General features: G+C 67.0%; 8 protein-coding genes and 1 tRNA gene. 7 read left to right on the top strand and 2 right to left on the bottom strand.

The window, feature by feature from the left end; translation table 11 throughout:
- Positions 1-2: 2 nt before the first annotated feature.
- Together J0A91_RS15340 and J0A91_RS15335 are read right to left on the bottom strand one after the other, a co-directional pair.
- On the bottom strand, positions 3-908 hold the full coding sequence (locus J0A91_RS15340) for an SPOR domain-containing protein (protein ID WP_069205635.1): 906 nt from the start codon (positions 906-908) through the stop codon (positions 3-5).
- Positions 909-1,940 (bottom strand): lytic murein transglycosylase, encoded by a 1,032-nt coding sequence (locus J0A91_RS15335; protein WP_069205634.1) that lies wholly within the window; start codon positions 1,938-1,940, stop codon positions 909-911.
- Between the two features lie 97 nt (positions 1,941-2,037).
- On the opposite strand from J0A91_RS15335, the gene J0A91_RS15330 reads away from it, so the two are divergent.
- From J0A91_RS15330 to J0A91_RS15300, 7 genes are all read left to right on the top strand, one after another.
- Positions 2,038-2,127: transfer RNA gene (locus tag J0A91_RS15330), tRNA-Ser, on the top strand.
- A 170-nt stretch (positions 2,128-2,297) separates the two neighbouring features.
- Positions 2,298-4,697, top strand: coding sequence for a TonB-dependent receptor plug domain-containing protein (locus tag J0A91_RS15325; RefSeq protein ID WP_069205633.1), 2,400 nt, complete (start codon positions 2,298-2,300; stop codon positions 4,695-4,697).
- 14 nt (positions 4,698-4,711) lie between these two features.
- Positions 4,712-6,007 (top strand): aminotransferase class V-fold PLP-dependent enzyme, encoded by a 1,296-nt coding sequence (locus J0A91_RS15320; RefSeq protein ID WP_069207381.1) that lies wholly within the window; start codon positions 4,712-4,714, stop codon positions 6,005-6,007.
- Positions 6,008-6,114: 107 nt separating this feature from the next.
- A complete protein-coding gene (locus J0A91_RS15315; RefSeq protein ID WP_169833152.1) occupies positions 6,115-6,678 on the top strand; it encodes an RNA polymerase sigma factor in 564 nt (187 codons plus the stop codon).
- A gap of 4 nt (positions 6,679-6,682) precedes the next feature.
- Entirely contained in the window at positions 6,683-7,636 is a 954-nt protein-coding gene (locus J0A91_RS15310) for a FecR family protein (RefSeq protein ID WP_069205632.1), read from the top strand.
- A gap of 72 nt (positions 7,637-7,708) precedes the next feature.
- Positions 7,709-10,378 (top strand): TonB-dependent receptor, encoded by a 2,670-nt coding sequence (locus J0A91_RS15305; RefSeq protein ID WP_069205631.1) that lies wholly within the window; start codon positions 7,709-7,711, stop codon positions 10,376-10,378.
- 159 nt (positions 10,379-10,537) lie between these two features.
- A complete protein-coding gene (locus tag J0A91_RS15300; RefSeq protein ID WP_069205630.1) occupies positions 10,538-12,967 on the top strand; it encodes a TonB-dependent receptor in 2,430 nt (809 codons plus the stop codon).
- The last annotated feature ends 70 nt before the right edge of the window (positions 12,968-13,037 follow it).

Raw genomic sequence — 13,037 nt, 5'->3', positions numbered from 1 at the left:
GTCTACTCGGTGTGGCTTACACGCGCGTCGCGATAGCCGTGCCGCGCCGCTTCGTCACGTGCGCGATTGGCGGCCGCGACAGTGCCATACGGGCCAAGCTGGACCCGGTACAGCCCGCCCCCCGCGACCACCCGCCCCCCGAGCGATCGTGCGAGAGCATTGGCACGTCCCGCCGCCGACAGCGCGGCGACCTGCACGACATAACCCGAGCGGGGCGCGGGAGCGCGCGGTTCGACGCGCGGCTGACTGCGCGCGACCGGCGCGGGCGCAGGGTAGCGCGCGCCGGGGGCGGATTCGCCATCGACATGCACCGGCGGACGCGACGCGGCGGACTGGACATCGGCGCGCCGGCGAGCCGGCGGCGGTGACGCTTGCGCATATTGCGGCACGCGCTTGCGCAGCGCTTTGAGCAGCACTTCGGGCGCATCGATCCGCGTCGACGCCTTCGCGCCCGAGCGCAACGCCGTCTGGTCCTGGGGGCTGGGCGTGGCTGAACGCACGCGCACGCCAGTCCCCGGCGCGATACCAAGCGCCTGAAACGCGCCCGCTGACAGAAGCACCGTACCACCCGGCGCCGAATTGGCACCAACCAGCGCCAGGATGGTATGGCCGCTGCCGAGTTCGGTCAGTTCGACGAAGCCGCCGGGCGCAGCGCCCGCTGCCGCCACCGAGACGCCGGAGGCGCCGCCATCGTCGGGCTGCGCCACTGATACCATGTCGAACGACGGCTCGCCCGACGTGGCGCGCGGGCCAGAACCTTGGGGGAAATCCGGCGGCGGCGCGTCCTGCGGACCCGTCGCGGCCCGCATCGGCTGCGACCAGCCCGCGCGCGGTTGATCCTCGGAACGCGCCTGCGGGTGCTGGTCAGCAGCACCAAGCGCGGCGGAGAGAGCGATCAACAGCAGCATTTACTGCGACACCGCATCCGACAGCAGCCCAACCGACAGCGCGTAGAAGTTCGAGCAATTGTAGTCGAGGATCACCCGGTAATTCCCGGTCAGCAGATACGCGGTATCACCGGGACCATCCGGCTCGATTAGCGTCGCCAGCACCGAATCGCGCGGCCATGCGCGGGTCTGCGGTGCGACACCCAATGCGCGCCACTCCGCCATCGTCTTCCAGCCGCTATGCCGTTGAAAGACACGCGGGCAGCGCGGGCTGAGCGTGCGATTGACGATCTGAGACCGATCGAAGCCGGCCGGCACGTTCACCGCGAAGCCCCAGGGCTGCCCCGGCCGCCAGCCGGCATTGGTGAAATAATTGCCGATCGAAGCCAGCGTGTCGGCATCGCTCGTCCAGATGTCGGCGCGCCCGTCCCCATCGCCATCCCGCGCGAGCCGGTTGTAGACCGATGGCAGGAACTGCGGCCCGCCGGTCGCCCCCGCCCAGCTTCCCACCAGCTTGGCGCGCGGCACGCCGCGATCGATCATCTTGAGCGAACCGATGAACTCGTCGGTGAACAGATCGCGCCGCCGCCCTTCGTAAGCGAGCGACGCGAGCGCGCGCGGCAGATCGAACCCGCCCATCACCACGCCATAGTTGGTCTCATTGCCCCAGATCGCGACCATGATCGATTCGGGGACGCCGGTTTCCTCCTCGATCTTCTTCAGCCGCCAGCGCTGTGCCTGATACGCGCTACGGCCGCGGCTGATCCTTTGCGCATCGACATGCGCGATCCGGTACGGCGCGAACGGTGGGACGGCCGTGCTGGCCGGATTGCCCGGCTGCTTGCGATCGAGATCGATGACGCGCTGGTTGAGCGTCAGCGTTGGCATCACCGCATTCAGCGTAGCCTCCGACACGCCTTGCGCCCGCGCCTGCACGCGCAACTGGCCGAGGAAGGCTTGAAAACCGGCGTCGTCCTGAGCGCACGCCGGAAGCGCAAGCACCGCCGCCAACGCCGCGCCGATCGCCGACAAAGATTTGCAAAACACCCGCATGCAAGGACTCTTGCACAAGCCCGCGCCGACATGAACCCCCAAAAGGCGGTAGCTCTTGCACAAATCGGCGTTCCGGCTCTAAGCGGAGCCGGCACGCGGAGAGATGGCCGAGTGGTTTAAGGCAGCGGTCTTGAAAACCGCCGTGGGTGCAAGCTCACCGTGGGTTCGAATCCCACTCTCTCCGCCAGTCCCCGATCTATATGTTCGCGCAATCGATCCGGGGCCATCCGGGCCGATCTGCCTCAGGACCGACATCGCGCCGTCTCACGAATGCAGCGATACTGACACAAAGCGCCCTTAGTTGGACGCCAGCCGGCCGGAACAACGCGAAGCCGGCTCTGCCCAAGGGGACATCATTTGACGAAATTCATCTCGGCCGGCGCGCTCGCCGCGCTGCCAATCGCGCTGTGCGCACCTGTTTTCGCGCATGCCGCGCCCGCTGCTGCACCGGCCGATGCGCCTGCTGCCGACCAGATCGCCGATTCGGATACGGTGATCGTCACCGGCACGCGAGACCGCGGTGTGACTCAGTTCAACTCGCAATCGCCGATCGACGTACTGCCTGCCGCCGCGATCGACGCCAGCGTCTCGGGAGACCTCAACGATACGCTGGCGCAATTGCTACCGTCGTTCAACGTGCAGCGGCTGCCCGCCGCCGACGGTCAGGCGTTCGTGCGCCCCGCCACGCTGCGCGGCCTGTCGGCCGACCAGACGCTCGTGCTGGTCAACGGCAAGCGCTATCACCGTTCCGCCCTGCTCGGCACGCGCGGTGCGCAGGCGCCCGATCTCGCGACGATCCCCGGCCTCGCGATAAAGCGCATCGAAGTGCTGCGCGACGGCGCCTCGGCGCAATACGGGTCCGACGCGATCGCGGGCGTGGTCAACATCATCCTCGACGATCAGCCCGGCCTCAGCGCCTTCGGCCAATATTCGCAATATTACAAAGGCGACGGCAAGGAATATCAGAGCGGTATCCAGGGCGGCGTGGCGCTCGGCGACCGTGGCAGCTTGGTCGTCACGGGCGAGTATGACCATTCCGAAGCCACCTCTCGCACCCGCCAGCGCCCCGATGCGATTGCCTTTCAGGCGGCCAACCCGACGTTGAAGGTGCCGAATCCGGTGCAGCGCTGGGGCCAGCCGGATCTCGAAAGCATCCGCGGCGGCTACAACACGCATTTCGACGTGTCGGACGCGGTCAAGCTCTACAGCTTCGGCACGTTCGGCGAGGGCGAAGGCGTCACCGATTTCAACTGGCGCAACCCCGCCGGCACCGCATCGGTCTATGGCTCCACTCCGGCCTTTCCGGGCTTCAACTTCACCAGCCTGTACCCGACCGGCTTCACGCCCCGCTTCGGCACGCAGACCAGCGATGTGCAGGCGACCGGCGGCGCGCGCGGCGCTCTCGCCGATGCCTTTACCTATGATCTCAGCGCTTCCTACGGCCAGAGCGTGATCGACTATACGCTGAGTGAAAGCCTGAATGCCTCGCTCGGGCCAAGCTCGCCGACGGCATTCTATCTCGGCCGCCTGCGTCAGCGCGAGTTCAACCTCAACGCGGATTTCGTGTACCGCTTGCCGGTCGGCGGTTTCGCGCCGATCAATATCGCGTTCGGCGGCGAACGTCGCCTGGAACGCTATAGCGTCCGCCCCGGCGACCCGGCTTCCTACGCGATCGGCGCCGGCGCGGCCGCGGGCCTCGCCCCCAATTCCAACGGCTTCCCCGGCTTCAGTCCGCTCCAGGCGGGCCAGTTCAGCCAGGAAAGCTATGCTGGCTACGGCGATCTCGAATGGCAGCCCGTGAAGATGCTCAGCGTTGGCGCGGCGGGCCGATATGAGAACTTCTCGGCGTTCGGCGGAAAGTTCACCTACAAACTGAGCGCGCGCATCGAACCGACCGACGGCATCGCCTTGCGCGGCGGCTATTCGACTGGCTTCCGCGCGCCGACCCCGGCACAGCTCAACACCTCCAACACCTCGCAGGGCCTCGATACCCGGACATTGCAGGTGTTCAACAGCGGCCGTCTCGCCACCACCGATCCGATCGCGGTCGCGCTCGGCGCCAAGCCGCTCAGGCCCGAAACGTCGGACACGATCACCGCCGGGCTGACGTTCAGGACCGCATTCGGGCTGACCGGGAGTGTCGACGCCTATCAGATCAGCGTCGATGGCCGCTTCAGCCAATCGGCGTCGGTCGCGGTGCCGGCGGGGGTGGCCAATCCGTTGCGCTTCACCTCGGTAAGCTACTTCACCAACGACTTCGACACGCGCACGCGCGGCATCGAGGCGGTGCTGAACTATGCGCAGGCGATCGGGCCGGGCAAGGCGACCGCGACCATCGCCTATAATTACAACCGCACCAAGGTGACGAGCGGCACCTCGGCGGCGATCCCGAACGAAACCCAGCGGATCGTGTTCGAACAACGCCTGCCGCAGCACAATGCGACTGGCTCGATCGGCTATGACATCGGCCCCGTCGGCCTGCTGTTGCGCGGTCGCTATTACGGCGGCTGGACCGATGTGTCGGGCAATGCCACCGGCGACATCTACCAGAAGTTCGGCGGCATCGCGCTGTTCGACGTGTCGGCCAGCTACACGTTCGCGCAGCACTTCACGATCCGCGCCGGGGCGGAGAACGTGTTCAACCGGTATCCGGCCGAAGCCACCAACCAGGCGGTGCGCGGGCTGATCTATTCGCGCAATGCCCCCTATGATACCGACGGCGGCCAATATTATGTCCGCGTGGGCATGAAGTTCTGATGGAAGAGAACGGCATGCCGACAATCAGCCGGAGAACCATGCTGGCGGCGGCGGCGGCCCTGCCCGTCGCCGGCCGGCTGAACGCGACGATGTCACCCGATCCGAAACCGGGCGGCCGCGCGGTCGGCGCGGACGACGAAGTCTATTGGGCCAAGATCGCCGCGCAGTATGATGTGACCCGTGACGTCATCCAGCTCGAAAACGGCAATTGGGGCATCATGGCGAAGCCCGTGCTCGCCGCCTATGAACGCGCGGTCGAGCGGGTCAATCGCGAGAACAGCTTCTACACGCGGCGCGGCTTCGCGACCGATTACCACGCGGTGCATCAGCGCGTCGCCGCAGCGCTTGGCGTCGGTGCGGACGAGATCGCGCTGACCCGCAACGCGACCGAGGCGTTGCAAGGCCTGATCGACGGGTACAACAGGCTGCGGCCTGGCGATGCGGTGCTGGCCGCCGATCTCGACTACGACAGCATGCTCGGCTGCTTCGACGGGCTGAAGGCGCGGCGCGGCGTGCAAGTGGTACGGATCGCCCTCCCCGAGCCGGCGACCTATCAAGGCCTGATCGATGCCTATGCCCAGGCGTTCACCGCGAATCCCAGGATTCGGCTGGTGCTGCTCACCCACCTCAGCCACCGCACCGGGCTGGTCGTGCCGGTGCGGGAGATCGTCGCGATGGCGCGAGCGCGCGGCATCGATGCGATCGTCGATGCAGCGCACAGTTGGGGCCAGCTCGACGCCGACTTCGCCGATCTCGGAGTCGATTTCGCCGGCTTCAATCTGCACAAATGGTGGGGTGCGCCGCTCGGCGTCGGTGTGATGTACCTCCGCAAGAGCCGGGTGCGTGACATCGATCCCGACCCCGCCAATGGCGAGGGCGACCTCGACAGCGTGCAGGCGCGCATCCACACCGGGACGAGCGATTTCGCCGCGATGTTGACCGTGCCGGATGCGTTCGACTTTCAGCAGGCGATCGGCACACCCGAGCGCGCGGCACGACTGCGCTATCTGCGCGACCGCTGGGCCGAGCCGCTGCGCAAGCTCGACGGCCTGCAAATCCTGACGCCAAGCGATCCGCGATTGCATGGCGGCATCACCTCGTTCCGTATCCGCGGCCGCGTCACCGCCGCCGACAACATCGCGATCGCAAAGATGCTGCTCGACGAGTTCGGCATCTTCACGGTCCATCGCACCGGCATCGAGGCCGGCGCCTGCGTGCGGGTGACACCAGCGTTGTTCACCAATCCGGCGCAGATCGACAAACTTGCGGCTGCGCTGCCGATATTGGTCAAGCGGCTCGCGAAGACGTGATGCATGGGCGACGGTAGCCGAGCGTTCCGGGCGGATTTCCGGGGGCGCTCCGGGGACGTCGCGACGATCTCCTTGATAGGCTGGCACGCCAGTGGCAAACGATCGGGATGGAACGCGATAGAACGTCCATTCACGGGAGACTTCCGGCCGTCGATCCCCTCACCGATCGGAGCATCCTGCTCGCTCGGCTGGCGCGGACCTATGAGCGCGCGCTGAGCCGCTTCTTCCAGCGCCGCGTTACGGTGCAAGCGGATGTGCCGGATCTCGTGCAGGACGTATATGTCCGTCTCAGCCGGATGGTCGATCCGGCGGCGATCGAGAAGCCCGAGCATTTTCTGTTCGTCACCGCCGCCAACGTGCTCAAAGACCGTGCACGACGTGATGCGGTGCGTGGTGCCGGCCTGCATGACGAGATCGACGAAAGTCTCGCCGGTTCGGAAATCTCACCCGACCGCGTCTTGGAAAGTAGGGAGGCAGCGGATCGCTTGCAGGCGGTGCTGATCGAGCTTCCCGAGCGGACGCGGGACGTGTTCGTGTTGCGTGTGCTGGAGGGACTGAGAATGGCCGACGTCGCCCGCGCTATCGGCATTTCGACCCGCGCCGCCGAGAAGCATCAGGCGAAGGCGCTGGCGCGCGTCACTGAAGCGCTGGAGGATTGGCGCCATCGCTGAGGACATGCTCCTCGCCGAAGCGGCTGAGTGGCACGCGCGACTGGCGCAGGCCGGCGATTCGACGCGCGCAGCCTTCAAGGCGTGGCGTGGCGCGAGCGCCGAACACGCTGCGGCGTTCGAGCGCGTCCAGACGGCGCATGACCGGGCGCAGGCGCTTGGTGAACACGCGCCGTTGCTCGCGTTGCGCCAGCAGACACTCGCACGCACGATGCTGGCCGGGCGATCACGGGCGCCGCGCTGGCGGATCGCGGCGGCTGGCGCGCTGATGCTGGCGGGCGCGCCGCTCGCCGCGTACGGCATCCACGCCTGGACCGCGCCGCCCGCGCCGCGCGCCACGTTCGAGGCCTTCCGTACCGGGATCGGCCAGCAAGCCGATGTGACGCTTGCGGATGGATCGGTCGTAACCTTGGACACCGCGAGTACGCTCAAGGTCCGGCTTGGCAGCAGCGTGCGGCAGGTGACGCTGGACGGGCAAGGCTGGTTCAGGATCAAGCCTGGCGACACGCCGTTCCGCATCAGCGCGGGCGGTCGCGACTTCACCGCGCGCGAAGGCATTTTCGACGTGCGCACCGACGCTGACCGCGTTCGCGCATTCGCCGAGACGGGGCAGCTGATGCTCGAAGGCGATGGCTCTTCCGTCGCGCTCGCGCCCGGACGGCTGCTGGCGGTCCGCGATAGCGACGTGGTGATCCGCCCACTCGCCGATCCCGTCAGCTTCACCGGCTGGCGTACTGGCCTGTTGCAATTCGAGGATACGCCGCTGGCCGAGGCGGTCGGCGAGTTCAACCGCTATCGCACCCAGCCGATCCGCCTCGCTGACGATCGCGCCGGCGCCTTGCGGGTGTCGGGCGCGTTCCGCACGACGGGCGCGCCGGCGTTCGTCGGCGCTCTCGCCACCGGCTTCCCGGTGCGCGTCAAACGCGACACGCGCGATGGCATCGTCATTGCCTCGCGCTGAGGCGCGAAAAAAAGCGCGTTTGGGGTTCGGACTTTCGGCGGCGGTGCGTCTTGTCCTTGGAGAGCCCCGCGCATGACGGGGCCGCTGGGAAGGAGACGGGTGTCATGGCGATCTTGCGGCGCGATTGCAGCGACCGTGGTTGCGGCTGGCATTCCGACTATCGTGATCGCGGCGCCCTCCCCCTCCTTCGACATTCCCGCCGGCGATCTCGCCGATGCGCTTGTATTGTTCGCACGCCAAAGCGGACGGCAGATCCTGTTCGCGCCCGCGCAGGTACGCGGGCTGCGCAGTCCAGCGGTGCATAAGCGGACCGATCCCGATCGCGCGATCGCGCGGCTACTGGCGGGCACGCGCTTCCGCGCGCGCCCGGCGCCCGGTGGCGCGTATGTGCTTGAGGCGTTGCCCGCTCCTCGCCCGCCCAGCGGGCCTATGTCGGTCGCGCCGCGTGTCATCGCACCCGAGGATGTCGCGAAGATCACCGACATCGTCGTGGTCGGCACGCCCGGCGGCGGCAGCCGGCGGCAAGATGCGGCGTTCGCGGTCACGACCGTCACCCGCACGGCCATCGACCAGCTCGGCGCGCCCGCCACCGCCGATGTGCTGCGGCTCGTCCCCGGCCTCACCGTCGAAACGTCGGGCGGCAAGAATGGCGCCAACATCTTCGTGCGCGGCTATCCGTCGGGCGGCGACGCCGAATATGTCACCTTTCAAACCGAAGGCGCGCCGTATTTCCCGCCGGCAACGCTCTCGTTCCTCGAAAATTCGCAGCTCTACCGGATCGATGAGACCGTGCAGCGCGTCGAGGCGGTGCGCGGCGGGACCGGCGCGCTGCTCGCCTCCGGACAGCCCGGCGCGACGGTGAACCTGATCCAGCGCGAGGGTGGCGATCATCTCGCCGGCCTCGTCAAGACGAGCGTGATCGACGACGGCGAGGTGCGCGGTGATGCGTATGTCTCCGGGCCGATCGGCGCACGCACGCACGTTATGGTCGGCGGCTATTATTCGCGCGGAAACGGTATCCGCTCGCCCGGCTTCGCCGCCGATCGCGGTGGGCAGATCACCGCCAATCTGCGCCGCGATCTCGCGCACGGGTCTGTGCTGGTGTTCGCACGCTATCTCGATGATCGCAGCCAATGGCTGCTGCCGATCCCCGTCGAGCAGACCGGGCGGAGCATCGGCGGCTATCCCGGCTTCAATCCCGGAACGGGCACGCTTGCCGGCCCCGATACGCGCACCGGCACGCGCAACGACGGCACAAGCTATGACCTGAACGACGGACGCGGCGCGCGGATCATCAACCTCGGCACCAACGTCGAGCTTCGGCTCGGCGACACCGTCACGCTGCGCGACAAGGCGAGCTGGCTGGCGGGGGATGCCGACACCACCGGCCTCGTATCGGACAATGTGCCGCCCGAAACCGCCGCCGCCTACGCCGCGCAGATGGGCGGCACGATTGCCACGCTCGTCACCGCCGCCGATGGGCATGCCGTTTCGCCGGCGCAGGCCGTGGTGCGGGCCGGCATCTGGACGGTCGAGAAGCGAATCGACGCTTTGGTCAATGACGCGACGCTCGAATGGGCGGCGGGATCGAGCAAGGCGACGATCGGCGTGTACGCGGCCGACTATGGATCGCGCGACCATTGGGACATCGGCAATGCCCTGCTGTTGACCGCGCAGCCACAGGCGCGCCGGCTCGACATGACGCTGACCAACGGCGCGCTGGTCACGCGCGACGGCTTCGCGAGTGGATCGAGCTTCCTCGTCGATGCGCGCTATCGCGGCAGCGATCTCGCCTTCTACGGCGTCGAGGAGGTGAAGCTCGGCGACTGGCTGCGGATCGACGGCGGGGTGCGCCACCAGCGTCACAGCGTCGACGGCAGCGTGCGCGATACGCGGCCTGCTGGTCCCGCCGGACTCGATGGCGACCCGCGGACGCTCTACGACAATGCCGACGTCGTGTTCGCCGATACGCGATCCCCGGTGCGGTATCGCGGCGGGGCATGGTCGTGGACGCTCGGTGCCAATGTCGATGTGACGCGGCATTTCGGCGCTTTCGCCCGGTTCAGCCGTGGCACCAGCTTCCCGTTCTTCGACAATCTGCGCGACGGCATCACCGTCGCACCGCGGATCGACACGATCGAGAGCGGCGTGAAGCTGTCGGGGCCGCTCAGCCTTTACGCCACGGTGTTCCGCAACACATTCCAGGGTCTTGCCACCACCGTCATCGCCGGTGGCGCGCCGATCGCCTCGATCGGCGGCGCACGAGCGACGGGCGTGGAACTCGACGGGCTGTGGCGGGTGGCGAAGCCGGTGTCGGTGGCGTTCGCGGGCACCTGGCTCGATGCGCATTACCGGCGCTTCTTCACGGACGGCGGGTTGACCAACCTCAGCGGCAACCGGGTCCAGCGTCAGCCGATGTGGCAATGGCGGGTCACGCCGACCTGGGACTTCGCGGTCGCCCGACGCAGATCGAGCCTTTTCACGACGTTGAGCTATATGGGAGATCGCTGGTCCGACGTGCAGAACCAGCAACTCCTGCCCGGCTTCATCACGTGGAATGCCGGGATGACGCTGGATGTGAGCACGCGCCTGCGGATGCAGGCTACCGCCGACAACATCACCAATGCGATCGGGCTGACCGAAGGCAATCCGCGCACGCTGGGCACCCAGGCGCCGGGCGCGATCTTCGCGCGTCCGATCCCCGGTCGCTCGGTCAACCTCTCCGCAAGCTACCGGTTCTGAACATGACTCGCCCGCACAACCCACCCTGAGATCATCCGGGCGCTGCGTAGATTTCCGTCCGAATGCCGCGCCGGCACTCCGCCCGGCGCGCAGGCAGCGTGCGCGCGCAGCGCACCGCCGCACCATCGACAACGAAAAAACCGATCAGGAGGAACCCATATGATCCGTACCCGCCACACCCTCGCGCTGGCGTTGCTCGCCGGCACCGCGCTCGTCGCGACGCCCGCCTCCGCGCAGGATACCCCCCCGGGCGCACCGCCGGCGCCCGCTGCCGCCGAAGAGGCACCGATGCAGGACATCGTCGTCACCGGCAACGTCAACCGCGAGGGCCTGCGCAAGCTCGACGCGAGCTATTCGATCTCCACCGCGAGCGCCGAGCAGATCCGTCAGGTACAGCCGACCTCGACCGCAGACCTGCTCAAGATCGTGCCGGGCGTGTGGGTGGAAAGCTCGGGCGGCCAAGCCGGCGCGAACGTCTTCATCCGCGGGTTTCCCTCGACCGGCGACGCGCCGTTCCTCACGCTCGAACTGAACGGTTCGCCGCTTGTCGCGCCGTCGTCGCTGTCGTTCATGGAGAATAGTTCGCTGTTCCGCCTCGATGACACGATCGAGCGGCTTGAAGTTCTGCGCGGCGGCCCGAGCCCGATCTTCTCGAACGGCCAGCCGGGCGCGACCACCAACTTCATCCTCAAGGAAGGCACGTCCGAGCCGCATCTGTCGCTGCGTGCGACCTACGGCACCGAGGGGACGTATCGCGGCGATGTCGTGGCCCAGGGGCCGATCGCGGCCGACACCACCTACATGCTCGGCGGCTTCTACCGCTATTCGGACGGGTTCCGTAAAACCGGCTTCCAGGGCGATCTCGGCGGGCAGATCACCGGCAGCATCACGCACAAATTCGATGCCGGCAAGCTGACCGTCTACGGCCGCTACCTCGACGACCAGAACGCGTTCTACACGCCGATGCCGCTGGTTGAGAACAACGGCAAGTTCAGCACCTTCGCCGGGTTCGACGCGCGCACCGACACGCTGGTCGGCAAGGAGATCGAGCGCACGCTGATCGAGACCGGCCCGAGCGTGGGCGGCGGCGCGACGCAGAAGAAGGTGGTCGATCTGTCGCGCGGGCGCGGCGCCAACATCTTCACGTTCGGCTCGAACTTCAGCTACGATGTCGGCGGCGGCTTCACGATCCAGAACAACATCAACTATACCAAGGGCACGTCGGAGACGAACGCGCTGTTCACGGGATCGAACCCGCAGTCCGTGTCCGAATATCTCGCGGCGGCGGGCGGCCCCGGCACCGTGACCTATGCCGGCACCGGCCAGGCGCTGACCGGCACCCAGCAGACCATCCAGGCCGGCATCTGGACGGTTCAGAAGCACATCCAGAGCTTCACCGACGAACTCAAACTGTCGAAAAGCCTGTTCGAGGGCAACACGCTGACGCTCGGCGGGTATTATTCGCATGTCGCCGATCACGATATCTGGAACCTCGGCAACAACATCCTGCTCGCGCTCGAACCCAATGCGCGGGTCCTCAACGCTCGGCTCGCCAATGGTACGATCCTGACGCGCGACGGCTTCACCAGCGCCAACAGCTACGACGTCAACGCGAAGTACAAGAGCGACAATATCGCCGGCTATGTCAGCGACGAGTGGAAGATCGGCCAGCTCCGGCTCGACGGCGGCGTGCGCGTCGAGCATGTCAGCTTACGCGATACGTTCGAGAACAGCTCGACGGGCGATCTCGATGCCAACCCGCTCACCGCGTACAACAACAACGCCACCTACCTGAACGGCACCTACACCAGCGTGCGCTACAAGAAGACGCAGGTGTCGTGGACGGCCGGCGCGGATTATGCGTTTACCGGCAATCTCAACGGTTTCGTCCGCGCGAACCGGGGTGCGTTGCTGCCGCAGTTCGACGATTTGCGCGGCAACGCGACCGCGATCCAGAACATCAAGCCGCAGACCGCGGACCAGTATGAGGTCGGCCTCAAGACCTCGACGCGGCTGTACGACGTGTATCTGACCGGCTTCTACAACCGCTTCCACAACCTGATCTTCCAGGACATCCGCGTGGTGAACGGCGTCGAGCAGAACGTGGTGCTGTTCGGCGGGTCGCGCGCTTACGGTCTTGAGTTCGAAGGCGCATTGCGTCCGGTCGAAGGAGTCCAGATCGCAGTGCGCGGTGTTGTGCAGGACGGCAAGTTTAAGGATTTCGGGCCGAATACGGGCAACGACGTCAACCGCCAGCCCAAGTTCCAGATCGCCGCCACCCCGTCCTACACCTTCCGCAGCGCGTGGGGCCAGGCGCGGCTGTTCGGCACGTTCACGCACATCGGCAATCGTTATGCCGATATCGAGAACCAGCAGCGGCTCGGCAGCTACCAGACGCTCGACCTCGGCGCGTCGATCGATCTGAACGATCGCTTCTCGCTTCAGGCGACCGTGGACAACGTGACCGACACGCTGGCGCTGACCGAGGGCAACGTCCGCACGGTCGGCTCGGCCAATGGCAACGGCTATTTCCTCGGCCGGCCAATCTTCGGCCGCCACGGGACGATCACTGCCGCAGTCAAGTTCTAAGCGCCTCCCCAACTGCCGGCCGGGGCCATCCGCCCCGGCCGGTTCCTTTTGCGTGGCGCCGGACTGGATC

It is taken from the genome of Sphingomonas panacis (assembly GCF_001717955.1).
GTDB lineage: Bacteria > Pseudomonadota > Alphaproteobacteria > Sphingomonadales > Sphingomonadaceae > Sphingomonas > Sphingomonas panacis.
This window is presented reverse-complemented; position numbering and strand designations above follow the sequence as displayed.

Excerpts from the sequence above, each read along its gene's own strand:
- J0A91_RS15340 (WP_069205635.1), bottom strand. The coding sequence starts at position 908 with ATGCTGCTGTTGATCGCTCTCTCCGCCGCGCTTGGTGCTGCTGACCAG.
- J0A91_RS15335 (WP_069205634.1), bottom strand. The coding sequence starts at position 1,940 with ATGCGGGTGTTTTGCAAATCTTTGTCGGCGATCGGCGCGGCGTTGGCG.
- J0A91_RS15320 (WP_069207381.1), top strand. The coding sequence starts at position 4,712 with ATGCCGACAATCAGCCGGAGAACCATGCTGGCGGCGGCGGCGGCCCTG.
- J0A91_RS15315 (WP_169833152.1), top strand. The coding sequence starts at position 6,115 with ATGGAACGCGATAGAACGTCCATTCACGGGAGACTTCCGGCCGTCGAT.
- J0A91_RS15310 (WP_069205632.1), top strand. The coding sequence starts at position 6,683 with ATGCTCCTCGCCGAAGCGGCTGAGTGGCACGCGCGACTGGCGCAGGCC.
- J0A91_RS15305 (WP_069205631.1), top strand. The coding sequence starts at position 7,709 with ATGACGGGGCCGCTGGGAAGGAGACGGGTGTCATGGCGATCTTGCGGC.
- J0A91_RS15300 (WP_069205630.1), top strand. The coding sequence starts at position 10,538 with ATGATCCGTACCCGCCACACCCTCGCGCTGGCGTTGCTCGCCGGCACC.